Here is a 24987-nt window from a genome sequence, read left to right on the forward strand (position 1 = left end):
ATTGCAATGGTGTTATGTTTATGGGGATTTATGAATAAAATGCACTAAACCACTAATGCGCATTTTATGAAGTAAGGGGTGGAATTGTGCAGAAAGACTTAATGTATAACACTGAGATGGATGAAACGTTACAAGTTATAAATAAGGGATTGAATAAGACGACACGTCCGAAACAAATTATTGTAGTAGGGGCAGGCATGGCTGGATTAGTTTCGGCATCTTTATTAAAGGCTGCAGGACATGAAGTGAAGATTTTTGAAGCAAACAATCGTGTAGGCGGCCGCATAGAGACAGTTAGAATGGAAGATACCGGATTATATTTAGATGTTGGGGCGATGAGAATTCCATATTCGCACACGTTAACGATGGCATATATAAGAAAGTTTGGGTTACAGGTGAGTCCTTTTATTAATAGGAATGAGACAGATATCATCTACGTAAATGGTCGGAAAACGACATTAAAACAATATGAAAAAGATCCAAGTATTTTAAGATATCCTGTGGAAATGAATGAAGTTGGGAAAACGTCTGAGGAACTATTATTGTTAGCGGTACAGCCCATTATAAATTTTATAAAAAAGAACCCAGAGAAAAATTGGGATGTTGTAGTAAAGGATTTTGGAAGATACTCTACAGGACAATTTTTAAAGTACCATCCTTATCAATATAATACGTATTTTTCACCAATAACGATTGAGATGATTGGTGTTTTATTAGATTTAGAAGGTTTTTTAGAAAGGTCATTCGTTGAGACGTTACGTTTTTTATACATTATGCAAGAGGAGAGCGGATTTTGTGAAATAATAGGTGGAAACGATAGATTACCAAAATCTTTTTTACCGCAATTAGAAGAAAATATTATTTATAATCAAAAATTAATGAAGCTACATCAACACGATAACGGTGTGACGGCTTTCTATCGAAACGAGGAAACTTTTGAATATAGTAGTATTACAGGGGATTTAGTTATTGTTACAATTCCGTTTTCGACAATGCGTTTTGTGGAAGTAGATCCATTTGACTCTATATCTCATGAAAAGTGGAAAGCAATTCGTGAATTGCATTATATGCCTGCGACGAAAATAGGCATTCAATTTAAAAGTCGATTTTGGGAAGAACAAGGGCAATTAGGTGGCAGAATTATAACAGATTTGCCAATTCGTTACGCCTATTATCCAAGCCATGGAATTGGACAGAAAGGACCAGCTATGATGTTAGGAAGCTATACATGGTCTTATGATGCGTTGCTATGGGATGGGTTATCGAAGGGTGATCGTATTTATTACACATTACACAACTTAGCAACGATATTAGGTGGTCAAGTATATGATGAATTTATGTCTGGAATATCAAAAAGTTGGACATTGGATCCATATGCACTTGGAGGATTTGCTCTTTTTCAAGCCGGTCAAGAATCTGAGCTACAACCAGCGATTGTAAAGCCAGAGGGGAAAATATTCTTTGCTGGAGATCATACAACGTTATATCACGGATGGATTCAAGGTGCGATTGAGTCTGGAGTTCGTGTAGCGGTGGAAGTGAATGAGTAAAAAGTTTTAATTCAGAAAATTCTTTACTATATAACTTGAGATGGATATTATTATATATAAAAGAAAAATAGGGAGTGTTTACAGTGAATCCGTTATTATTCGATTTTCCTTCTGAATTTTATACTGACAGGCTTTTTATTCGAATGCCGAAACCGGGAGATGGTAAAGTTGTATACGGTGCAATTCAAGCTTCAATACAAGAACTAAAACCTTGGATGGTGTTTGCACAAAAAGAGCAAACAGAGCAAGAAGTAGAAGAAAGTATTAGAAAATCACATATTCAATTTTTGCAACGTGAGGATTTAAGGTTACTAGTATTTTCGAAAGAAACAGGTGAATTTATTGCATCTGCCGGATTACATCGTATTAATTGGGATATACCTCAATTTGAAATCGGATATTGGATTGATTCGAGATTTAGTGGAAAAGGCTATATGGTAGAGGCTGCGAAAGGTATAACGGATTATGCTTTTTCTGAACTGAAAGCAAACCGCGTAGAAATTCGTTGTGATGCTCTAAATAAAAAGAGTAGAGCGATACCTGAGAAATTAGGTTTTAAATTAGAGGGTATTTTAGAAAGTGCCAGTGTTGCGGTAGATGAAAATGGATTAAGGGATATGTGTGTATTTGCAATGACGAGAAATACATATGAAAAAGAAGAGCTGTAAAGAAACAGCTCTTCTTTTTCATATTATGGTACAGGATGACCGTTAGAGCTTTCAAAAATTGTAAACCATTGTTGACGATCTAAGTTAACTTTTGTAGCAAGAGCGGCCGTTTTTACACGATCTAATTTCCCAGAGCCAACGATTGGCATCATGTTAGCTGGATGAGCAAGTAGCCATGCATACATAACCGTATCGATGCTAGTAACACCGAGCTCATTAGCAACTTTTTGTACAGTTTCACGTACACGTACTGCACGTTCAGTTTGACCGGTAAAGATTTCGCCACCAGCAAGAGGTGACCAAATCATTGGATTGATTCGTTTTTCTTGGCATAAATTAATCGTACCTTTTTCAAAGTGCTCAAGCTGCAGCGCAGATACCTCGATTTGATTTGTAATGAGCGGGAAATCTAAATATGAACTTAACATTTGAAACTGTGAAGGTAAAAAGTTAGATACACCGAAGTGACGAACCTTTCCTTCTTGTTTTAAGCGTGAGAACGCTTCTGCCACTTCATTTGGATCCATAAATGGATCAGGACGATGGATGAGTAATACATCAATATAATCTGTATGTAAGTTTTGTAATGAATCCTCCGCGCTCTTTATGATATGTTCAGTACTTGTATTGTAGTGAGCAACATATCGCTCTGGAAATTTCGGTGATGGGGGAGCGATTCCACACTTGGTAACAATTTGCATGTTTTCTCGTAAGGAAGGCTTTAGTTGTAAAGCTTCTCCAAACAGCCCTTCACACGTATATCCGCCATAAATATCAGCGTGATCGAAAGTAGTAATCCCCATATCCATGCATTCTTCAATGAAAGAAAGTAACTCTTGTTTCGTCATATTCCATTCTGCTAAACGCCAAAATCCTTGAATAATACGAGAAAATTCTAGTGTTTCGGCCATTTGAACTCGTTCCATTATAAGTACCCCCTTGATGTATGGTTATTATTTTGAAAAGGCTTTCTTACTACATATTATTATATAGTTTGAGGAGCGTACAAACAATAAATATGTTTTGCTACAAAAACGATTTTCTCTATATGCTATAATGTAGACACATATAGCTATAAGGAGATGTAAGGGATGATTCCAGTAACAATATTAACTGGTTTTCTTGGATCAGGGAAAACGACTTTATTAAATCGTATTTTATCAGAAAATCACGGTAAGAAATTAGCGGTGATTGTAAATGAAATAGGACAAATTGGTATCGATAATCAGTTGATTATGAATGTTGAAGAAGAAATTATGGAAATGACTAACGGTTGTCTATGCTGTACTGTACGTGAAGATTTACTCGTTGCGTTAAAACAATTACTGGACGTAAAAGCAGAAGGGAAAATGGACTTTGAAGGCTTAGTAATTGAAACAACAGGTCTTGCAAATCCAGGCCCGATTATTCAAACATTCTTTTTAGATCCTGTTATTCAATCTGCATACCAAATTAATGGCGTTGTAACGGTAGTAGATAGTTACCATATACATAAACATTTTGAAAAGGGACTAGAAGCAAAGGAACAAATTGCATTTGCTGATGTAGTGTTGGTGAATAAATTAGATTTAATTGAAGAAAGTGAAAAGGAAAATCTTTTGCATGAACTGCAAGGTATTAACCTCACTGCAAAGTTAATCGAGGCAACTAACTGTGAGGTAGATATACCATCATTATTACAAATTCAAACGTTTAAAACGAAAGATACGTTACAAATTTATCCTCATAAAGAGCATAATCATTTAGAAGGTGTAAAATCATTTGTACTACGTGAAGAGCGTCCGTTAGATTTACAAAAACTAAATGAGTGGATGTCAGCTGTCGTGCAAGAGCTAGGGGAGTATTTATATCGTTATAAAGGGATTTTATCTATCGATGGAGTAGATAAACGTATCGTGTTCCAAGGTGTACATACATTATTTGCTGCTTCGTATGATAGAGAGTGGCAAGAGGGTGAAAAGCGAGTAAGTGAAGTCGTATTTATCGGTAAAGATATTAATAAAGAATGGTTCCAAGAACATTTTGGGGAGTGTGTGAAATAAGTCTGTGTCAACTGCAGGCTTATTTTTTTATGAGCATTCTATTGAGATTGTACTAGATTTCAATAACGAAACACATAAGGGAAAGAAACGGAAAATAGAAAATAACATTGATAAATATATAATAACAAGCCTGTTTTCACAGGCTTGTGTTTTCGTTTATTAGTAACTCCATTACAACACCTACAACTGGACCCTCATCATCAATATCCCCGTTTAAATGGAAACCAAATGATTCATATAGGCCCATGGCAAGTTTGTTGTTCGGATGTAAACTTAAGTAAATTATTTTACATGTAAATTGTTGTTGTAAAAATTGAATGAGTAAGCGAAGGAAACGTTTTGCGTAACCTTTTCCTTGATATTGTTGGTCAATCATAAAACGATCTAACCAGATGCTTTCGTGTTTTTTTGAATACCAACCGTACATTGCGTATCCAACAAGTATTTCTCCATCATATAAACCTACTGACGTCCCGTTTCCTTCATATAATGATTCTGCTAAAGAAAACGCATTACTTTCAATAAATTGCTGCTGGTTTTTTGCGACGTTTAAAGCAGCTACTGAACGCCAATTTTTTGCTGTTACTTCACAAATGTGAAGATTCATAATTCCAACTCACCTTCTAAAAGAGTATAGCTTAAAGCTAATATGGATAATTTTACTTGTTATTTTGGTCAAGTCAAGGATACATACATAAAAAAGCAGCTGAACAATAGATTCAGCTGCTTAGAAAATATAGTAAATTAGTTTGTTGCTTCTTTCAATGTGTTTACGTTTTCTTCCATTAAAGTAAAGTAATCTTTATTATTTTTCGCATCATCTTCAGAAATAGTAGCAAGGTGATTTAAGCGTAAAACTGTTGTACCAGTTTCTTTTTGAATAACTGATGCGACTTTTGGCGTAGAGAAAGTTTCAAATAAAATATATTTTAGACCGTGTTCTTTTACTGTTTTTGTAATGTCAGCAAGCTCTTTTTGAGATGGCTCATCAGAAGCTGAAATTCCGGCGATAGGAATCTGTTTTAAACCATAGCGTTGTTCCCAATAACCATAAGCAGCATGAGAAACTAAAATTTCTTTCGTTTTCGCATTTGCTACAGCAGCTTTAAATTGATCGTCTAAATCGGTAAATTTAGTTTGAAGTGCTGCAAAGTTTTTCTCGAATTCTTGTTTATGGTCAGGTTGTAATTCCACAAGAGCATTTTTGATTTTTTCAGCTTGTTTCATCGCAAGAGTAGGGTCTATCCAAACATGCGGGTCTTTATCATGATGGTGATCATCTTCTTTATGACCATCTCCGTGATCGTGATGTTCTTCTTCAGAAGAAGCACGAAGTTTAATTCCTTTTGATGCATTTACAATTTTAACATTTTCTTTTTGTAATGTTTTTTCCATCTTCTCAGCAAATGGTTCTAATTCAGCACCGTTATAAACGAATAAATCGGCTTTTGCAACTTGTACTGTTTGTTTTTGACTCGGTTCAAATGTATGTGAATCGGCACCAGGAGGGTAAATTGCTTCTACTGTTACATAGTCGCCACCAATTTTTTTTGCGAAATCTGCAAGAGGGAAGATAGTTGTATAAACAGTTAGCTTTCCATCTTTCTTGGCAGTACCTTCTTTTTTATTTGAGCAGCCAGTAAAAATTAAAGTGAAAATAAGTAAGAATGAAAATATAGTCAATCTTTTAGGCATGAAGTTCTCCTCTTTTCTTTTTTTACGGATATATCTTCAATTATAGAAGAAAAATATCATTTTAATACAAAACGGAATAATTACGTTTTAGTTTGCGAACTTAGTATAATACATCTTTCATAAAGTTGCAATAAATAATAATCATTACGATTTGATTTTGTTATAAAGTTGTCAAATATAGATGTATTATTTTTGTGAATGCATGCATATGTGACAACGCTGCTTTCATATATTTGAAAGGAAGGTGAAGAGGGGGATGAGCGCTTGGGATATTTAATGGAAGCTATCTTATTGATATTAGCGGTAGTATTGCCATTATCTTTCGTTTTAATCTTTTTAAGACGCTTAATAAGTAATTTAGGGAATGCATCAACGATAACGAAATTACCAGAGAAAGAAAAGAAAAAAGAGTAAGTAAAGCACTATGCATACGCATAGTGCTTTACTTATGGTAAAATAAAAAGAAGGAAACTCCTAAAAGTTGCATGTCACTGAAGGAGAGAAAAGTAAAATAAGAGGTATATGCATATATGAATAAGCGAACAGCGTTAGTACTTGGTGCAAGTGGTTTAGTTGGACAAGAGATAACGCGTCTATTACTTGAATCAGATTACTACGATTCGGTTACTATTTTTGTAAGAGAACCAATGCAATGGCAACATGAGAAGTTACAGCAGAAGAAAGTAGATTATTCGGCATTAGAAGAATATAAAGAATTTTTTGCAGTAGATGATGTTTTTAGTTGTCTAGGAACAACAATAAAAAAAGCAAAAACAAAGGCGAATTTCAAAAAAGTAGATTATGAATATACGTTACGAGCTGCTTGTTTAGCTGAAAAGCAAGGGGTGCAAAACTTCCTTGTTGTGTCTTCGATGGGAGCAAATCCTAAATCATTTTTCTTTTATTCACAAGTAAAAGGGAAAATGGAAGAGGAATTGCAAAAGTTAGTGATTGGTGGTATTCATATTTTTAGGCCGTCTCTATTAGTTGGAAATCGACAAGAGTTTCGTTTTGGTGAACGAATGGCTGAAAAGTTAACTCGAATTATTCCTTTTATATTTAAAGGGGCTTTCAAAAAGTATAAACCAATTTCAGCTAAAGATGTGGCGAAAGGGATGTATATAACTGCGCTGCGAGAAGAATCTGGTCTCCACATTTATAATTCAAATGAAATTACAACGATAGAATAAATAAAACCGAGAAGAATGGCTTCTCGGTTTTATTTATTCATATTGATTTTCCCAGGAGCCCGCTTATATTGATACGGTTCTTGCAATTCAAAACCAAGTTCATTTGCGGCTATTCTTGGGAAGTACGGATTGCGAAGTAACTCACGTCCGATAAAAATTAAATCTGCTTCGTTATTATTTAATATTTGCTCTGCCTGTGCCCCAGTCGTAATCAATCCAACTGCCCCAGTTGCAATGTTAGCATGTTCTTTAATATGTTTAGCATATTGTACTTGGTAACCAGGATAAACATCAATATGTGCCGGTACAACTGCACCAGAACTACAATCGATTAAATCTACTCCTTGTACTTTCATCCATTTTGAATACTGAACGTAATCTTGAACGGTTAGTCCGTCAGGATGATAATCATTTGCTGAAATACGAACAAATAACGGTCCGTCCCAAACTTCATTTATAGATTCGATGATTTCACGTAAGAAACGATAGCGGTTTTCAGATGAGCCGCCATATTCATCCGTTCGTTTATTGGAAAGTGGAGAAAGAAATTCGTTAATTAGATAACCGTGAGCGCCGTGTATTTCAATAACGTCAAATCCAGCTTGTTTTGAACGCAGTGCAGCCTTTTGAAAAGCTAGTGCGGTGTCTTTAATTTGCTCTTTACTCATTTCCAGTGGTATTTTCATTGTTTCATTAAATGGAATTGCTGAAGGTGCTAACGCATCTGTTTCTAACTCAGCTTTTCTTCCGGCGTGAGCGAGTTGAATGGCAGCTTTTGCACCATTATCATGTATAAAAGTTGTCGTTGTATGTAATCCTTCAATTAGACTGTCGTCCCAAATACCTAAATCTTTGTTAGAAATGCGACCTTCAGGTAACACAGCTGTTGCTTCAATCATAACTAAACCGACTTGACCGGCAGCCCTAGTTCCATAATGAACGAGGTGGAAATTCGTAACTTTTCCATCTTCATTTTCCGAAGAATACATACACATAGGCGACATGACGATACGGTTTTTTAGTGTAACATCCTTAATTGTGTAGGGTGAAAAAAGTTTGGAATGCATCAAATAGCCTCCTTGATTGAATTTTCTTATATTTTACCATTCTCTTTTTTGTTTCTCTAATAAAACGCTTATACGAAAAATTTTGTCTATTCGTGTTACAATGACTAATATGAACTGAATTGGAGGATGACATATGTACCAGGCTTATTATGAAAGTGAATTAGGTTTGCTAGAAATTACAGCGAACGAAGAAGGAATTACGTCTGTTATATTTGTTGATGAACGACAAGAAGAAAATACAAATGAAATGATAGATCAATGTATAAATGAGCTAGATGAATATTTTAAAGGAAAAAGAAAAGCGTTTACTGTACCACTGTCTGCAGAGGGAACGTCATTTCAAAAAAATGTATGGGATGCGCTCTACACTATTCCTTATGGCGTAAGTGCTTCATATTTACATATTGCGGAGAAGGTTGGTAATACGAAAGCTGTACGAGCAATAGGAGGAGCAAACAGTCGTAATCCCATTTCAATTATCGTTCCGTGTCACCGTGTAATAGGAAAGAGTGGAAAGCTTGTAGGGTATGCGGGTGGTTTATGGAGGAAAGAGTGGCTGTTAAAACACGAAGGTATTTTGAAATGAAGTATGAATGGAAAGAGGGATTGTTTTGGAATGTATAAATTGTGGGCAACCTTGTGCGAATGAACAGTTAAATTGTGCAAACTGTCAGCAAAAACTGCATAATAAACAAGGTGAAGGAAGCTCGCTAATAGACAAAGAATTAGAAGAATATGTAGGGAGACAATATCCGTACTACAAAAAAAAATGGGAGCTTGAAAATAAGCGAATTGCAAAATGGAGCTGGAATGGTTGGGCTGCTATTTTTAATGTAGGTTGGCTTGGCTATCGTAAGTATTATTTACCTGCTGCACTATTTATACTTTTATTAGTAGTGTGTGATGCGTTTTCATATTATATGGGCTTCAACGTAGCATTGCCAATCATTAATATGGTGCCTCTCACGTTTTTATTACTCGTTTTTATCTTATTCGGGCTAGGGATTTTTGCGAATGGATTATATTATCAATTTGCAGAAAGACGTATATACCGCATAAAGGCACGTGAAATTAAAGATGAATCGGTTGAAAATTATCTCATTCGTGATAGTGGAGGAACGAGTAAAATGGGAGCAACGATCGTTACAATGTTAGCAGTTGCTAGTATTTTGTTCAGTCATTTCTTTTTCCCAACTGATCGGGATATTATTCAAAAAGTTCGTACAAGCTCGCTTTATGAATATCCAGTCTTTTCAATTGGTGAATCGTTCGAAAATTATTTTCAAAATTCAGGATGGATATACTATCGTGGAACAGAGGGATTAGAATTAGTAGAATTTCAGGGGGAGAGTCCTGAAATGCCGAGGAAAAAGGTGACAATTCAATTTATTGTTGATTATAAATTGGGAGAAGTGGAACCATATTCACTTACGATTAACGGTGAATCTAAAAATGAAGAAGAATTTTTGAAGATAATGGAGGAAATATTTAAAGTTCAAAATCCATTTGATATAGAGGATGGCTTACAAGTAAATGCTATTCAACAAAGCGGAGGGAAAGCAATTTCTGACCGCTTTTTTTCTTTTTATGAAAATAAATATTTAAAATAATCAGAATCTTTTGTATAATAAAATATATTATACAAGTTTTAACTTATACATATAGATTGGGGGAAGGAAGAATGAAGAGAAAGACAACAACAATTGCTGCACTTGTGTTATCGACTAGTGTACTGGTTGCGGGATGTGGGAATGGGGAGAAGGCTTCGACAACGAAGAAAGAATCAAGTAAGGGAATGGCAGATAAACAAGTTTTAAATTTGCTAGAAACAGCTGAAATTCCTTCAATGGATACATCTAAATCAACAGATTCTGTATCTTTCCGTGTATTTGTAAATGCAATGGAAGGATTATATCGTCTAGATAAAGATAATAAACCAACTCCAGGTATGGCCAAAGACGTGAAGATTAGTGAAGATAAAAAGACATATACATTTGAATTACGTGATGCAAAATGGTCAAATGGTGATCCAGTTCGAGCGCAAGATTTTGTATATGCATGGCAACGTACATTAGATAAAGCAATAGCAGCAGAATATGCATTTATTTTATTTGATGTGAAAAATGCACAGAAAGTAAATAAAGGAGAAGTACCGTCGGATCAATTAGGTGTTAAAGCGAAGGATGATAAAACGTTGGTAGTAGAATTAGAGCAACCAGCACCTTATTTCCTTGAGCTTACTTCGTTCCCTACATTCTTCCCATTAAATGAAAAGTATGTAAAAGAACAAGGGGATAAATACGGATTAGAAGCAGATAAATTATTGTACAATGGACCATTTACAATGAGTGAATGGAAACATGAACAAAGTTACCAGTTAAAGAAAAACCCAAATTATTGGGATAAAGATGCTGTAAAATTACAAGAAATTAATGTGGGTATAGTAAAAGAGACAAGTACTGGGGTAAATTTATATGATAGTGATCAAGCAGACCGTGTCATTTTAAGTTCTGAGTTTGTAGACAAATATAAAAAGAATAAACCAGATGAATTTAAAACGAAGCTAGACCCACGTATGTATTTCCTACGTTTTAATCAAAAAAATGCAACGTTTAAAAATCAAAAGGTTCGTGAGGCGATTGATTTAGCGTACGATAAAAAAGGAATTGCGGATGTAATTTTGAATGATGGATCATTGCCAGCGTATTTCTTAGTACCTGAAAAGTTTACGACAGGACCAGATGGAAAAGACTTCCGTACTGTAAATAAAAATTTCCGTGACAGTAAAGATAATGCTGCGAAAGCAAAAAAACTGTGGGAAGAAGCGAAGAAAGAACTTGGTCAAGATACAATTACAGTAGAATTACTAAATGATGATAACGGTAGTCGTAAAAAAGTGGGCGACTTTATTAAAGAAGAATTAGAGAAAAACTTACCTGGTATTAAAGTGAATTTGAAGCAACAACCATATAAGCAGAAGTTAGATTTAGAAAAGAAATTTCAATATGAATTCTCATTATCTGCATGGAGTCCAGATTATCCAGACCCAATGACATATATTGATATGTTCGTTACTGGAAGCTCATTTAATGAAATGGATTATTCAAATCCGAAGTATGATGATTTAGTAGCGAAATCAAAAGGAGAACTACTAAAAGATGACGCAGCACGCTGGAAAGCACTTGCAGAAGCTGAAAAAATCTTAATTGGTCAAGATGTTGCAATCTCTCCTACGTACCAACAAAGTACAGCTTACTTAGAGAAGACGTATGTAAATGGTATTGCTAACCATACGTTCGGTGGCGACTTCAGTTATAAATGGGCATATATTACAAAGAAATAGTATAATAAAAGATGAGTGAATTTTCGCTCATCTTTTATTTGTTTAAGGAGGAACGTGGAGTGTTGAAAGGAATCAATCATCTTTGTTTTTCAGTATCAAATTTAGAAAACGCTATTCTGTTTTATGAAAGAGTGCTAGAAGGAGAACTATTAGTTAAAGGGAGAAAGCTTGCATATTTCAATATATGTGGAGTATGGATAGCACTGAACGAAGAGGCACATATTCCAAGAAAGGAGATTCATCAATCTTATACGCACCTCGCATTTTCTGTTGAACAAAAAGATTTTGAACGCTTGTTACATCGGTTAGAAGAAAATAATGTTCATATTTTACAAGGAAGAGAACGTAATGTGAGAGATTGTGAGTCTATATATTTTGTTGATCCTGACGGTCACAAGTTCGAGTTTCATTCAGGGACACTGCAAGACCGTCTAAATTATTATAGGGAAGAAAAACCACATATGACATTTTACTAGGGAGGAAGAGTATTTGCATGCACTTGTAATCGGGGGAACAGGGATGTTAAAGAAAGTTTCTATGTGGCTTTGTGAGCAAGGATTCCATGTTTCTATTATCGGACGAGATGAAGTGAAATTAGAACATGTGAAGCGAGCAAGTTCTGCACCAGAAAATATCACATGCCTTCCGTTAGATTATTATAATAATGACGATGTAAAGATAGCTATTAAAGGTACAATTGAGAAAAATGGTCCCATAACATTAGTTGTCGCATGGATACATTCAAGTGCAAAGTATGCGTTATCACTCATTTGTAAGGAGATAGAATTTTCGTCTGAAACATACAGTCTATTTCATATTTTAGGCAGTAAAGCATCGCGTATGACTGCAGAGAAAATAGGTGGTACGCTTTGCCTGTATCATAGAATTATATTAGGTTTTATTTTAGAAGATACATACGGAAGATGGCTTACTCATCAAGAAATATCAGATGGAGTAATTAATGGGATTGAAAGTAATTGCAATGAATGGATTGTAGGGCAAATAGAACCATGGGAATTAAGACCAAATTGATAAAGGGGAATGAGAAATGAAAACAACTGTATATGTAACAAGGCACGGTGAAACAGAATGGAATGTAGCGAAGCGAATGCAAGGACGTAAAAATTCAGCTTTAACTGAAAATGGTATGTTACAAGCGAAACAATTAGGTGACCGAATGAAAGATTTAGCTATCAATGCAATCTATAGTAGTCCGAGTGAAAGAACACTTCATACTGCAAAGTTAATAAAGGGCGAACGTGATATACCGATAATAGCGGATGAGCATTTTTATGAAATTAACATGGGTATATGGGAAGGACAAACAATCGATGAGATAGAAAAGCAATACCCAGAAGAAATACAATTGTTTTGGTATGAGCCACATCTTTTTCAGTCAACATCAGGAGAAAATTTTGAGGCTGTTCATAAAAGAGTAATTGAGGGGATGCAGCTTCTTTTAGAAAAACATAAAGGAGAGAATATATTGATTGTTTCTCATGCGGCAGCAGCAAAATTACTCGTAGGACATTTTGCGGGTATTGAAATTGCAAATGTATGGGATGATCCGTTTATGCACAGCGCTAGTCTTAGTGTGATTGAGTTTGATGAAGATTGTGGTGAAGTAAAACAATTTGCAGATATAAGTCATTTTCAATAAACGTAAAAAAGGCCGCAAAACGGCCTTTTTTTGTAGGCATAAAAAACTAACAATTACGTTTTTTATACCAGAAGTGGTCGAATTTCTTATTTTTGCAAGATGGGAATTTATGTCCGCCTTTGCAATCATTCCATTTGTGTCCATCATCGTGACAGTCTCTACCATGATCACATGAATCATCGCAAGAGTGACCGTGGCCGTGAGGGAAGAATTCGCATTTTTTACAGAAACTTCGTTTTGTCCAGAAAAATTTCTTTTCAAAGCGTATGCATTTTGTAACGAAAGTACAATGTTTTCTACGAGTACGTTTTGTAACTAAAACGCATTCTTTTCTACGCGTTACTTTCGTAACGAATGTCCATTTTTGAACACGAACACGAGTACATTTCGTAACAAATGTCCATTTTTTTACGTGCGTACATTTTGTAACGAAAGTACAATGTTTCACGCGAGTACATCTTGTTCTTGGACATCTACCTCCTGTAGTACATCTACCTCCTGTAGTGCATTTACATCCTGTAGTACATTTATGATGAGAGAATTTATCATCATCGCACTCAAAAGTACTTGGATCTTGATGTAAGAAATCCTCCATCCCAGCACTTTTGATTTCTTCAACAGCTTTTCTAATATCACGTTTCATAGAAATCCTCCTTATCATGTATTAAAGTGAAAAGGTATTCTTTTTCCTTAACATGATATGAGATATGACGACGTTCTGAACAGGACAAGAGTGTAATTTTATATAAATAGATGATAGCGGATGTATGGACAAGACAAGGCGCATACATTGAAGGAAGAGAACTGAGAAGGGATGAGAAAACATGCTGCCTTCATATGATTTTTTTGTTCATCCAATGTACTTAGTGGAATTAAAAAAAGATATTTGGTCAGATAGTCCAGTACCAGCAAAATTAACTTATGGAAAAAAGAAGTATGACATTGATATCGTATACCGGGGTGCTCATATTCGCGAATTTGAGAAAAAGTCTTATCATGTTGTGTTTTATAAACCGAAAAAATTTCAAGGCGCGAAAGAGTTTCATTTGAATTCTGAGTTTATGGATCCGTCACTCATACGAAATAAATTATCTTTAGATTTTTTTCATGATATTGGTGTACTTTCGCCAAAATCACAACATGTATTTATAAAAATCAATGGTCAAATTCAAGGTGTATATTTACAGTTAGAGTCAGTTGATGAAAACTTTTTGAAAAATAGAGGATTACCGAGTGGTTCTATTTATTATGCGATAGATGATGATGCGAATTTTTCATTAATGAGTGAGCGAGATAAAGATGTTAAGACAGAGCTCTTTGCGGGTTATGAATTTAAATATTCAAATAAAAATAGTGAAGAACAACTAAGTGAATTTGTATTTCAAGCGAATACTTTGTCGAGGGAAGATTATGAAAAAGAAATTGGGAAGTTTCTACATGTAGATAAATATTTACGATGGTTAGCTGGAGTAATTTTCACGCAAAACTTTGACGGTTTCGTTCATAACTATGCACTATATCATAACGATGAGACAAATTTATTTGAAGTTATACCGTGGGATTATGATGCAACTTGGGGGCGAGATGTACAAGGGAGACCGCTTAATCATGAATATATTCGCATTCAAGGGTATAACACGTTAAGTGCAAGATTGTTAGACATACCTGTATTTAGAAAGCAGTATCGAAGTATTTTAGAAGAAATATTAGAAGACCAATTTACAGTTTCGTTTATGAGGCCGAAAGTAGAAGGGTTGTGTGAATTGATTCGTCCATATTTACTACAAGATCCATATATGAAAGAAAAATTAGAAATGTTTGATCAAGAGGCTGATATGATTTATGAATATATAAATAAAAGAAGGAAGTATATACAAGACCACTTACATGAATTGGATTAATTTTGAAAGAGATTGGAACATTATCAATCTCTTTTTTTGTATAATAAAGGTGTACCAAAAAAGTGAAATGATATGTATTTGATAGAGAATGGGGTTGTGTAGAGATGACGATTAAATGGATTGATTGGGTAAAACAAATACAATCTATAGCCCAAGCGGGTTTAACGTATTCTAAAGATGTGTACGATATAGAACGTTTCCAACAATTACGAGACATTTCGATTTCGATGATGTCACATTACACAAAAACAGATTGGGAAGTAGTAGCGAAACTATTTGCAAGTGAGACAGGCTATCAAACACCAAAAGTTGATATACGAGCAGTTGTTTGTCAAAATGAAAAACTATTATTTGTGAAGGAAAAAAGTGATGGGAAATGGGCGTTGCCAGGTGGATGGGCTGATGTTGGTTATACGCCAACAGAAGTAGCAGCAAAAGAGGTTTTCGAAGAGACAGGATATGAAGTAGATCATTTTAAGTTACTAGCTATATTTGATAAAGAAAAGCATCAACCATCGCCTTCAGCAACGCATGTATATAAAATTTTTATTGGCTGTAATATTGTTGGTGGGGAAAAGAAGGTTAGTATTGAAACAGAAGAAATAGAGTTTTTTGGTGAAGATGAATTGCCGGATTTATCAATTGCTAGAAATACAGAAGAGCAAATTAAAGAAATGTTTGCTTATATGAAAGACCCACAGAAAGAAAAAATAATAGATTAATGCTGCTTGAATTGTACATATTGTTAAAATGAAGATATTGGCAGATTGCAATCTTTATGTGATAATGGGATGGTATGTGAAGAAAAAAGGAGATAGAAAAGAACATGTTAGCAAATATAATAGATCAGTTATTGCAATTTTTTGCAAGCTTAGGGTACTTTGGAGTAGCTCTTGCTTTAATGATTGAAGTAATCCCAAGTGAAATTGTACTTTCGTATGCTGGCTTTTTAGTAGCGGATGGTAAAATTAGTTTTGTGGGGGCAGTTATCGCCGGAACGATTGGTGGTACTTTAGCGCAAATCTTTTTATACTGGCTTGGATACTACGGAGGGCGTCCGGTTGTAGAGAAATATGGGAAATATCTACTTATTAATAAACACCATTTAGACATAGCGGAAGGTTGGTTTAAACGTTACGGAGCAGGCGTAATATTTTCTGCACGCTTTATTCCAGTAGTACGTCATGCGATCTCTATTCCAGCAGGACTAGCTAAGATGCCATTAAAACTATTTACACTTTATACGGTTGTAGCGATTATTCCGTGGTCAATTCTATTTATATACTTAGGTGAAAAACTTGGTGGGAATTGGCGTCATATTAAAGAGTATGCATCTGATTACACACATTACATAATTATAGGAGCTGTGCTCTTTATTGCACTATACTTCGGTTTAAAGTATTTGAAAAAGAAAAAAACAACACGTTAAAGTCAATGATGATTCATTGGCTTTTTTATTTGTTTCGGTTCTAAACAAAAGGAGTTGTCCATAATGTGTAATAATAAAGCGTAGCGGAGGAATGTGATGAAAGGGTCACCGTTTATACGTGGAACGATATTTTTAACGATGGCAACGATGATATCTAAAATGTTAGGGTTTATATATATTATACCATTTACAGCAATGGTTGGTACGAGTGGGTACGTTCTATACACGTATGCATATCGTCCTTATACGATTATGCTGAGTATAGCGACGATGGGGTTACCGCTCGCTGTTTCAAAGATGGTATCAAAATATGATCAACTAAATGATTATCATACAGTTAAAAGAGTACTAAAGAGTGGTATCGTTTTTATGTTAATAATGGGAGTTGTATCGTGTGTCACACTGTATGTATTAGCCCCGCATTTAGCTGAACTTGTAGTTGATGGAAGTGATCAAACGGGGAATAGTGTAACTGCTGTCGCTACTAACATTCAAATTGTAAGTTTTGCGTTAATACTTGTACCAGTAATGAGTTTATTAAGAGGCTTCTTTCAAGGATTTCAGTCGATGGGCCCTTCTGCATTAAGTGTAGTTGTAGAGCAATTCTTTCGGGTCTTAACTATATTGATAGGAAGTTTTGTCGTATTATATGTTTTAAAAGCTTCTGTATCGCTAGCAGTTGGTATTTCAACGTTTGGTGCTTTCATGGGAGCAATAGGTGGATTAACTGTTTTAACTGCGTATTATGTAAGAAGGAGAAGGCATTTAAAGAAAAAAGAGATGGCAAGTATACCGCAAACGACGAAATCTTTCTTCTCGTTGTATAAGGAGCTCTTTACATATTCTATTCCTTTCGTCGTGGTTGGTTTAGCTATTCCTTTGTATCAGACTATAGATACATTTACAATTAATAAACTACTTATACAAATTGGATATATGCAAGGAGAAGCGGAAAAAATCAATGCGATTATTGGTCTTGTTCAAATGGTTGTACTTATCCCAGTTTCAGTTGCGACTGCTTTTAGTATGTCTCTCGTTCCAGAGATGACGAAAGCTTATACAGCAGGGAATACGAAGTTACTATATAAACATTTTACAAAGACGAATCTATTAGTAGTAGGGATTACGGTACCAGCGGCGATTGGAATGATGGTATTAGCAAAACCAATATATACGCTTTTGTTTAGCACTGGGAATGATCCGGAGATAGGGAGTGTTATTCTACAATATTATGCTCCTGCGTGTATACTATTTTCACTCTTTACTGTAACGGCTGCCATGCTGCAAGGAATCAATCAACAACAGAAAACAGTATTAGGTTTAGTAATCGGAATTATTGTAAAGATAATATTAAATATTGTATTGCTTCCGTATTTCGATTATGTAAGTTTTATCATTTCAACTTACGCTGGCTATACGATTTCAGTTGGTTTTAACTTGTGGATGCTTTCTAAATATGTTATAAAAGCAACATAAGCTTTTTAAGGCAGAGAATCCTCTGTCTTTTTCTACGTTTATAATATTTTTCACGTAAAAGCGTTTTCAAAATAATTTTTCTATTGAAATTTAAACGTATGTTTCATATGCTGAGAATGGCGGTTCAAAAACTGTTATGTAAGAGAGGTAGATTCCTACATGTAAAAAGAATCGGGGTGATAGTATGTTAAATATGTATTTAACAGACCGAAACGGAAAACTACAAGAGATTGAGGAAATGCAAAAGGGTTGCTGGATTAATGTACTTCATCCAACTGAAGAAGAAATTCAGTATTTAGTACAAACTTTAAATGTAGACTTAGATTTCATTAAAGACCCTTTGGATGATGAAGAACGCTCTCGTATTGAAAAGGAAGACAATAATACCTTAATCATCGTCGATATTCCGACAGTTAGGCATGATGAAGAGGGGAATTCGATTTATGACACGATTCCAATAGGTATGATTGTAATGCCAGATTGTTTCGTTACAATTTGCTTAGAAGAGAATCCAATTTTTGAACGTTTTATTAATCAACGTATTAAAGAATTTTATACGTTTAAAAAGACACGCTTTGCACTGCAGCTCTTATATACGATTTCTACTTATTATTTAAGATACTTAAAGCAAATAAATCGAAAAACAATCGATTTAGAGCACCAATTAAATAAATCAATGAAAAACAAAGAAATTTTTACATTGTTAGGCCTTGAAAAAAGTTTAGTTTACTTTACAACATCATTAAAGGCTAATAAAATTGTAATTCAAAAATTAATGCGAAACAGTACATTTTTAAAAATGTATGAAGACGATCAAGATCTATTAGAAGATGTATTAATTGAAAATAAACAGGCTATTGAAATGGCGGAAATATATAGTCACATTTTAAGTGGAATGATGAATACATTTAGTTCCGTTATATCAAATAATTTAAATAGTGTTATGAAATTGTTAACGTCTATTACAATTATTTTATCTTTACCAACAATGGTTTCTAGTTTCTTTGGAATGAACGTAAAGGTTCCATTTGAAGGTGAAGCGTATGGTTTTGTAATTGTACTCATCATATGTGTAACTTTATCGTTCACATTGGCATTTGTTTTTTGGAAGAAACGTTACTTTTAACAATAAAAAAGCTGCTCTAGCATAGTTGTAAAACTACGCTAGAGCAGCTTTTTTGCTATGAAATCTCAATTTTGGAATAGAATATAACATGTGAAATGTAATGTGTATGAAGGTTATGAATTCCGTATAAGCCTTGTCCAATTAATAAAATGGGGTTAAAATTACATATTGTTAAAGAAAAGTTGGAGGAAATACATCATGGAATTGTTTCAATTACCGAAAGCATTCCTGCAAATGAATACAATTTTTATCTCAATATTAATCGAGGCACTTCCGTTTGTGCTAATTGGTGTATTTATTTCAGGATTCATTCAAATGTTTGTGACAGAAGATATGGTGGCAAAATGGATGCCGAAGAACCGATTTCTGTCAGTTTTATTAGCTACTTTTTTAGGCATGATGTTTCCAGGATGTGAATGTGGAATTGTTCCGATTGTAAGACGATTAATCGGAAAAGGCGTTCCGCCATACGCAGGGATTGCATTTATGTTAACTGGACCGATTATTAATCCGGTTGTACTATTTGCTACATATGTCGCTTTTGGAAGTAGTATGCACATGGTATGGTATCGTTCTATTGTAGCGATTATCGTAGCAATTATCGTTGGGATTATATTATCATTTATGTTTAAAGAACATCAATTAAGAGATGATCACTTCCCAGAAGTGAATCATAAGCGTCCGTTACGTAAAAAAATGTGGGAAGTATGTACGCACGCTGTTGAGGAATTCTTCTCAATGGGAAAATACTTAGTACTAGGTGCGTTAATTGCAGCAGCGGTTCAAACGTTTGTACAAACTTCAACACTTCTTGCTATCGGACAAGGGCCGTTTTCTTCATCTGCTGTAATGATGGGACTTGCCTTTATATTATCACTTTGTTCAGAAGCAGATGCATTTATTGCTTCGTCATTCCAAAGTACATTTTCAACAGCATCACTCGTCGCGTTTCTCGTATATGGACCGATGGTGGATATTAAAAATATGTTTATGATGCTTGCGACATTTAAAACAAAATTTGTAATTGTCGTTACAGTTACAGTTACTCTTGTTGTTTATGCAAGCTCACTACTCATTTATGCGATGGGGTGGTAGGTTATGTTTCGAGCATATATATTATTAGGTTTCACAATATTAATTGCACAGCTTCATATTTCAGGTAATATTACGAAATATATCAATATGAAGTATGCTTATTTATCAACAACAGCAGCCATTATTTTAGGGTTTTTAACGATTGTTCAAATTATTATCGTTTTCCAAAAAGAACATCAAAAAGAAAAAGAACAGCACAATTGTGGTTGCGATCATAGTCACTGCGGGCATGATCATTCGAAAGATGAGAATACATGGTGGAAAAAAGTGTTTTCTTACACATTATTCTGTTTTCCAATCATTACAGGATTGTTTTTTCCAATTGCAACATTAGATTCCGATATTGTTAAGGCGAAGGGATTCCATTTTCCAGTAGCGCAAGCAGAAAGTAAAGATCCATTTATGACAAGACAATTTCTAAGACCTGATACGAGCATTTATTACGGGAAAGAAGGATACCGTGGTGTAATGGAAAAAGGGAAGAAAGAGTTTGTTACGAAAGACAGTATTACTTTAAAAGATGAAGATTTCTTAAAGGGTATGGAGACGATTTATAACTATCCTGGCGAGTTTACTGGGAAAAAATTATCTTTTAAAGGGTTTGTGTTCAGAGATGATTCTTCTAAAAAAGAACAATACTTCTTATTCCGTTTCGGTATTATACACTGTGTAGCGGATTCTGGTGTATATGGTATGTTAGTGAAAAAACCAGAAGGGGTAGAGTGGAATAATGATGACTGGATTCAAGTAGAAGGAGACATAACAACTGAGTTTTATCAGCCGTTCCATGCAAATATTCCTGTTTTAGAAGTAACGAAATGGAATAAAGTTGAGCAGCCAAAAGAACAATATGTATTTAGAGGAGCCGATTGATAACATCGGTTCTTTTTTATGGACTAAAAGTTCTGAATGTTGTAAATATTAAATGTGTAGTTCACTTAGTGTAGTGAACAGTACATGATTAGTTGAACTCATTGAACGTATACGGACAGCCCAAATTCCACCTAATTTCTTTTTTCAGCCGAATATTGATTTGGGAGTCTTACTACCCGCAAATAGCAGGATAATTAATCAAAGGGGCGATAACAATGACTGAAGTAAAGGGAAAAACAGCTAATGAGTCTAGAGTGTTTAAAACGAGCCGAGTATTTCCAACGGATTTAAATGATCATAATACACTATTTGGTGGAAAAATATTAGCGGAGATGGATATGGTTGCTTCTATTTCAGCAACGAGACATGCAAGAAAAGAATGTGTCACAGCGTCTATGGATTGGGTTGATTTCTTACATCCTGTTCGTTCATCTGATTGCGTTAGTTATGAATCCTTTGTAATTTGGACGGGAAGAACTTCAATGGAAGTTTTTGTGAAGGTAGTGGCTGAAGACTTAATTTCAGGTGAGAAGCGTATAGCTGCAACGTCATTTGTTACATTTGTTGCACTTAGTAAGGAAAATAATCCAGTTCCTGTACCACGAGTTATTCCTGAAACAGAAGAAGAGAAAGAATTACATCGTATTGCTGTATTACGTGCGGAACAACGTCATATTCGTAAGGCAGAGAGTAAGAAAGTAGCCACATTGTTAACTTTTTGAATTGAATATATAGCCGTTAAGGTTACCATAACAAACGATAGTGGTTTTAAAATAAAAAGCGGACACCTAAAAATAGGTGTCCGCTTTTATAGTTTTTTCATCCACATATCATATGACAATAACTACTTAGCAGAAGCAAGCAGCACCGACGATGATTAAGAGGATAAATAATACGACTAAAAGCGCAAATCCATTACCATGTGCGAAGCCCATTGTTATTTCCTCCTTTTATTTTAAGATACAACATACAATATGCAAATGAGCTGTTGTTTGATATGGACATATATCATGTAAGGACATTTTTTCTTGAATGATTATGTATAAAAAAAGGGAAGATATAGGAATAACAGTAAGTGGAGAAAGGAAATTATCCATGAAGCACTTTTTCGCTCTAATCCTTTTTTTAATAGGTGTATTCATATGGATGAACATCGATGTGGAAATGGGGAAAAAAATGGCTAGTGAATATGAATTAGGACAAGTTCGATTAGGTGAATTTCAACTATATACGAACGGAGAAGAGTTATATAGGAGATTATTTGAGGATATAAACAATGCGGAAAAGTATATATATATTCATTTTTATATTGTAGGTAAAGATGAAATAAGCCGAGAGTTTTTACAGTTATTAGAGAAAAAAGCATCTAGCGGGATAGAAGTGAAGTTGTCAGTCGACCGTATAGGTGGATATAAGCTGAAGAAAAAGATACTGAATCAATTAAAAAGAAAAGGTGTCCAGTTTACATTTAGTAAAAAACCTAAACTAAAAAATATATTCTATTCTTTGCATCAACGAAATCATAGACGCATTGTTACGATAGATGGAAAAGTAACATACGTCGGTGGTTTTAATATCGGACAGGAATATCTTGGACAAAATCAGAAATTTGGTCCATGGCGTGATTATCATGTACGTATCAATGGGAATGGTGCAACTGATATGGAAAGAAAATTTGCTGAAGATTGGAAAGAGGATACCGGGGAAAAAATGCCTGCACATGAAAGTTTACCTGCACAAGGAAATGTAAAATATCAATATTTGTTTTCAAATGGAAAAGGTTTATGGCAGAAATATGGGGCGCTTATAAAGCAGGCTAAAAAGTCTTTAATAATTGCTACACCTTATTTTGTACCAAGTAAAGAAATGATGAAAGAGTTAAAAGATGCATTGCATCGTGGTGTCAATGTGAAAATTCTCGTGCCATTTAAAAGTGATGCCGTATTGTTAAAACAAGCTGCTTATCCGTATTTGAAAGACATGTTACATGCTGGAGCGGAAATTTATCAATATCGCAATGGATTTTTTCATGGGAAAGTAACGATCATTGATGGAGAAATTGTTGATATCGGTACAGCAAATTTTGATAATAGAAGTTTTTATTTAAATTGCGAATCTAACTGTCTCATATATGACAAAACAGTTGTTGCTGACGTATGGAGTCGATTAAAGGAGGATTTTCATAAATCAAAACAATTTTCTGAAGAGGGTTTTGAGGAAATTAGTAAATGGGATTGGTTTTTAGCAAGAATAGCGAATGTTTTAGCGTCATATTTATAGCATATAGACAAAAAAGGAAGGGAGGAACTTTAATGGACTGTATGAAAGAATTAATGAAGTATAGTTACATGTTAATTTATAAAGTAGGAGAGTATACTGAAAAAATCCGGGATGAAGAATTAAAGGATATAATACAGCACCATTTACCGTATATGTTACAAGCATATAATGAACAAGTGAATTTTCAAGAAGGAGAGAATGTACAGCATATAACATGTGAACCAATTTCGTTTCATTTGTCTGAAATGGAAAAGGAAATAGATAATACATATACAGGAGATATCCAAATCGCAATCTGTTACATTTCACATTTGAAACGATTAGCATTAAAGTTTGCTCAAGTTGCAGTGGAAGTTGCAAATCCAGAATTTCGTTCGTTTTTGGAAAACTGTTTCCTGAAAATGAATCGTTACGCTTATAGTGTGTGGCAATATGTTGTGAAGAAGGAATATAAAATTACACATGTATATGAAAACGAGAAATTTGCATAAGAAACTAAGGCGGAATAGTTGTCGCCTTAGTTTTTTACTTTCATGCAGAGAAAAGGGCTAGATGTAATTATTATTAGAAAATTTACAAATATTTACCGTATATTTACTATTTTTCAATCTTTCCTTTAAAAATAGAGAGTAATATGGGATTGTACATATTCTATCAAAGGGAGGAAACGCAAATGAACAAATGGGTTAAATCATTAACTGCTATGGCACTTGCAAGTTCTTTATTAATGGTAGGTTGTAGTAAAGGTGAGGACAAGAAGAAAGAAGAAGACACAACAACACAACAGGATGAGAAAAAGGATAAAGAAACAAGTGGAACAGAGAAGTCTACTGATTCTAAAGAAAAGAAATAAAGTAATAAAAAAGCTTCCTCTTATATATGAGGAAGCTTTTTTGTTGTATATTGATTGAGAGTATTGAAAAAATAGAGAAAGAATGAGAGAGGAGTAAACAAATGAAAGTATGTGTATTGGGAGCGACAGGTAGAGTAGGTTCGGAAATAATAAAATTAGCATTAAAGGATTCATCCGAAGTGACGGCATTCGTTCGTGATTTAAATAGAATGGAAATAGAACATGACAGGTTACATGTTATAGAAGGAAATATATTAAACGAAAACGATATAAAGAAAGCGATAGAAGGATGTGATATCGTAATTAGCGCTCTTGGAACGGATGGAAATGGGACATTAGCAAAGAGTATGCCAAATATTATAAAGTATATGGAAAAAGAAGGCGTTAAGAAAATTATTACGATAGGAACAGCTGGTATTTTACAAGCGAGAACAAATCCAAATGTATATCGTTTCCAATCATCGGAATCAAAAAGGAAAACGACAACAGCAGCAGAGGATCATTTAGCTGCATATAAGGCGCTTCATAATAGTGATTTATGTTGGACCATTGTTTGTCCGACGCATTTAATAGACGGTGAGATAACAGGGGTATATCGCACTGAACAACATATATTGCCAGAAGATGGAGCGAAAATTACAGTTGGTGATACAGCACATTTTACATGGGATTTATGCAATGAAAATATATATGAAAATAGTCGAGTTGGTATTTCATATTAAAAAACCATCCCAAAAGC

Annotated in this window: 29 protein-coding genes; 23 read left to right on the forward strand and 6 right to left on the reverse strand. The window is 34.5% G+C overall.

All coding sequences use genetic code 11. The features are described from left to right. Nucleotides 1-86: 86 nt before the first annotated feature. A complete protein-coding gene (locus tag JDS95_RS08115; RefSeq protein ID WP_033668497.1) occupies nucleotides 87-1550 on the forward strand; it encodes a flavin monoamine oxidase family protein in 1464 nt (487 codons plus the stop codon). An 83-nt stretch (nucleotides 1551-1633) separates the two neighbouring features. Continuing rightward, nucleotides 1634-2218 carry a GNAT family N-acetyltransferase gene (locus tag JDS95_RS08120; protein WP_199690368.1) on the forward strand — a complete coding sequence of 195 codons (585 nt, stop codon included), beginning with the start codon at nucleotides 1634-1636 and terminating at the stop codon, nucleotides 2216-2218. Nucleotides 2219-2241: 23 nt separating this feature from the next. Here the strand turns inward: JDS95_RS08120 and JDS95_RS08125 are convergent, their stop codons facing one another. Beyond that, entirely contained in the window at nucleotides 2242-3144 is a 903-nt protein-coding gene (locus tag JDS95_RS08125) for an aldo/keto reductase (protein ID WP_000442808.1), read from the reverse strand. Between the two features lie 165 nt (nucleotides 3145-3309). On the opposite strand from JDS95_RS08125, the gene JDS95_RS08130 reads away from it, so the two are divergent. Further along, entirely contained in the window at nucleotides 3310-4260 is a 951-nt protein-coding gene (locus JDS95_RS08130) for a CobW family GTP-binding protein (RefSeq protein WP_199690369.1), read from the forward strand. Between the two features lie 136 nt (nucleotides 4261-4396). Here the strand turns inward: JDS95_RS08130 and JDS95_RS08135 are convergent, their stop codons facing one another. Both JDS95_RS08135 and JDS95_RS08140 read right to left on the reverse strand, forming a co-directional pair. Then, nucleotides 4397-4867: a GNAT family N-acetyltransferase gene (locus JDS95_RS08135; protein WP_001048670.1), complete on the reverse strand. Its 471-nt coding sequence runs from the start codon at nucleotides 4865-4867 to the stop codon at nucleotides 4397-4399. 137 nt (nucleotides 4868-5004) lie between these two features. Next, nucleotides 5005-5955: a metal ABC transporter substrate-binding protein gene (locus tag JDS95_RS08140; protein WP_001126163.1), complete on the reverse strand. Its 951-nt coding sequence runs from the start codon at nucleotides 5953-5955 to the stop codon at nucleotides 5005-5007. Between the two features lie 264 nt (nucleotides 5956-6219). Here JDS95_RS08140 and JDS95_RS08145 point away from each other — a divergent pair, with 264 nt between their 5' ends. After that, nucleotides 6220-6369: a hypothetical protein gene (locus tag JDS95_RS08145; protein WP_000540935.1), complete on the forward strand. Its 150-nt coding sequence runs from the start codon at nucleotides 6220-6222 to the stop codon at nucleotides 6367-6369. A gap of 116 nt (nucleotides 6370-6485) precedes the next feature. Further along, nucleotides 6486-7145 (forward strand): oxidoreductase, encoded by a 660-nt coding sequence (locus JDS95_RS08150; RefSeq protein ID WP_001042745.1) that lies wholly within the window; start codon nucleotides 6486-6488, stop codon nucleotides 7143-7145. A gap of 29 nt (nucleotides 7146-7174) precedes the next feature. Here the strand turns inward: JDS95_RS08150 and namA are convergent, their stop codons facing one another. Then, nucleotides 7175-8212 (reverse strand): NADPH dehydrogenase NamA, encoded by a 1038-nt coding sequence (gene namA, locus JDS95_RS08155; RefSeq protein WP_199690370.1) that lies wholly within the window; start codon nucleotides 8210-8212, stop codon nucleotides 7175-7177. Nucleotides 8213-8345: 133 nt separating this feature from the next. Between namA and JDS95_RS08160 the strand changes: the two genes are divergently transcribed. The 6 genes from JDS95_RS08160 (at nucleotide 8346) to JDS95_RS08185 (ending at nucleotide 13215) form a co-directional block, all read left to right on the forward strand. After that, the gene (locus JDS95_RS08160) at nucleotides 8346-8798 is read left to right on the forward strand and encodes a methylated-DNA--[protein]-cysteine S-methyltransferase (protein WP_199690372.1); all 453 of its coding nucleotides are present in this window, start codon (nucleotides 8346-8348) and stop codon (nucleotides 8796-8798) included. A gap of 25 nt (nucleotides 8799-8823) precedes the next feature. Then, nucleotides 8824-9822, forward strand: a complete 999-nt coding sequence (locus tag JDS95_RS08165) for a DUF2628 domain-containing protein (protein ID WP_000388940.1) — start codon at nucleotides 8824-8826, stop codon at nucleotides 9820-9822. A 71-nt stretch (nucleotides 9823-9893) separates the two neighbouring features. Next, the gene (locus JDS95_RS08170; protein WP_000824282.1) at nucleotides 9894-11555 is read left to right on the forward strand and encodes a peptide ABC transporter substrate-binding protein; all 1662 of its coding nucleotides are present in this window, start codon (nucleotides 9894-9896) and stop codon (nucleotides 11553-11555) included. 59 nt (nucleotides 11556-11614) lie between these two features. Continuing rightward, on the forward strand, nucleotides 11615-12031 hold the full coding sequence (gene fosB / locus JDS95_RS08175; protein ID WP_000911698.1) for a FosBx1 family fosfomycin resistance bacillithiol transferase: 417 nt from the start codon (nucleotides 11615-11617) through the stop codon (nucleotides 12029-12031). Between the two features lie 13 nt (nucleotides 12032-12044). After that, nucleotides 12045-12587, forward strand: a complete 543-nt coding sequence (locus JDS95_RS08180) for a short-chain dehydrogenase (RefSeq protein WP_000543130.1) — start codon at nucleotides 12045-12047, stop codon at nucleotides 12585-12587. Between the two features lie 16 nt (nucleotides 12588-12603). Continuing rightward, the gene (locus tag JDS95_RS08185; protein WP_144467160.1) at nucleotides 12604-13215 is read left to right on the forward strand and encodes a phosphoserine phosphatase 1; all 612 of its coding nucleotides are present in this window, start codon (nucleotides 12604-12606) and stop codon (nucleotides 13213-13215) included. Between the two features lie 46 nt (nucleotides 13216-13261). On the opposite strand, the gene exsB is transcribed toward JDS95_RS08185, so the two are convergent. Next, the gene (gene exsB, locus JDS95_RS08190; RefSeq protein WP_000817492.1) at nucleotides 13262-13858 is read right to left on the reverse strand and encodes an exosporium protein ExsB; all 597 of its coding nucleotides are present in this window, start codon (nucleotides 13856-13858) and stop codon (nucleotides 13262-13264) included. Nucleotides 13859-14039: 181 nt separating this feature from the next. Between exsB and cotH the strand changes: the two genes are divergently transcribed. The 8 genes from cotH to JDS95_RS08230 all read left to right on the forward strand — a co-directional run bounded on the left by cotH (nucleotide 14040) and on the right by JDS95_RS08230 (nucleotide 21837). Further along, entirely contained in the window at nucleotides 14040-15116 is a 1077-nt protein-coding gene (cotH, locus tag JDS95_RS08195; RefSeq protein ID WP_000938008.1) for a spore coat protein CotH, read from the forward strand. Nucleotides 15117-15220: 104 nt separating this feature from the next. Continuing rightward, nucleotides 15221-15838, forward strand: a complete 618-nt coding sequence (locus tag JDS95_RS08200) for an NUDIX hydrolase N-terminal domain-containing protein (protein WP_000153579.1) — start codon at nucleotides 15221-15223, stop codon at nucleotides 15836-15838. Nucleotides 15839-15942: 104 nt separating this feature from the next. After that, on the forward strand, nucleotides 15943-16545 hold the full coding sequence (gene uptA / locus JDS95_RS08205) for an undecaprenyl phosphate transporter UptA (protein WP_000880689.1): 603 nt from the start codon (nucleotides 15943-15945) through the stop codon (nucleotides 16543-16545). Between the two features lie 96 nt (nucleotides 16546-16641). Further along, nucleotides 16642-18021, forward strand: a complete 1380-nt coding sequence (locus tag JDS95_RS08210; protein ID WP_002043092.1) for a putative polysaccharide biosynthesis protein — start codon at nucleotides 16642-16644, stop codon at nucleotides 18019-18021. Between the two features lie 184 nt (nucleotides 18022-18205). Continuing rightward, nucleotides 18206-19147 carry a magnesium transporter CorA family protein gene (locus tag JDS95_RS08215; protein WP_000933700.1) on the forward strand — a complete coding sequence of 314 codons (942 nt, stop codon included), beginning with the start codon at nucleotides 18206-18208 and terminating at the stop codon, nucleotides 19145-19147. A 198-nt stretch (nucleotides 19148-19345) separates the two neighbouring features. Next, entirely contained in the window at nucleotides 19346-20242 is an 897-nt protein-coding gene (locus JDS95_RS08220) for a permease (RefSeq protein WP_000418718.1), read from the forward strand. A gap of 3 nt (nucleotides 20243-20245) precedes the next feature. Next, nucleotides 20246-21115: a TIGR03943 family putative permease subunit gene (locus JDS95_RS08225; protein ID WP_000488053.1), complete on the forward strand. Its 870-nt coding sequence runs from the start codon at nucleotides 20246-20248 to the stop codon at nucleotides 21113-21115. 215 nt (nucleotides 21116-21330) lie between these two features. Continuing rightward, nucleotides 21331-21837 carry an acyl-CoA thioesterase gene (locus JDS95_RS08230; RefSeq protein WP_000141167.1) on the forward strand — a complete coding sequence of 169 codons (507 nt, stop codon included), beginning with the start codon at nucleotides 21331-21333 and terminating at the stop codon, nucleotides 21835-21837. A gap of 126 nt (nucleotides 21838-21963) precedes the next feature. Here JDS95_RS08230 and JDS95_RS08235 read toward each other — a convergent pair whose 3' ends face one another. After that, nucleotides 21964-22050, reverse strand: coding sequence for a YjcZ family sporulation protein (locus tag JDS95_RS08235; RefSeq protein ID WP_000505094.1), 87 nt, complete (start codon nucleotides 22048-22050; stop codon nucleotides 21964-21966). Nucleotides 22051-22210: 160 nt separating this feature from the next. Here JDS95_RS08235 and cls point away from each other — a divergent pair, with 160 nt between their 5' ends. The 4 genes from cls to JDS95_RS08255 all read left to right on the forward strand — a co-directional run bounded on the left by cls (nucleotide 22211) and on the right by JDS95_RS08255 (nucleotide 24970). Then, nucleotides 22211-23395, forward strand: a complete 1185-nt coding sequence (gene cls, locus JDS95_RS08240; protein WP_199690374.1) for a cardiolipin synthase — start codon at nucleotides 22211-22213, stop codon at nucleotides 23393-23395. Between the two features lie 32 nt (nucleotides 23396-23427). Beyond that, complete coding sequence (locus JDS95_RS08245) at nucleotides 23428-23886, forward strand: spore coat protein (RefSeq protein WP_000340529.1); 459 nt, start codon at nucleotides 23428-23430, stop codon at nucleotides 23884-23886. Between the two features lie 182 nt (nucleotides 23887-24068). Beyond that, nucleotides 24069-24248, forward strand: a complete 180-nt coding sequence (locus JDS95_RS08250) for a hypothetical protein (protein ID WP_001045965.1) — start codon at nucleotides 24069-24071, stop codon at nucleotides 24246-24248. 101 nt (nucleotides 24249-24349) lie between these two features. After that, nucleotides 24350-24970, forward strand: a complete 621-nt coding sequence (locus JDS95_RS08255; protein WP_000861677.1) for an NAD(P)-dependent oxidoreductase — start codon at nucleotides 24350-24352, stop codon at nucleotides 24968-24970. Nucleotides 24971-24987 lie beyond the last annotated feature (17 nt).

Origin of the sequence: Bacillus cereus group sp. N24, assembly GCF_016483345.1 — a bacterium.
In the GTDB taxonomy this organism is placed as follows: Bacteria; Bacillota; Bacilli; order Bacillales; family Bacillaceae_G; genus Bacillus_A; species Bacillus_A toyonensis.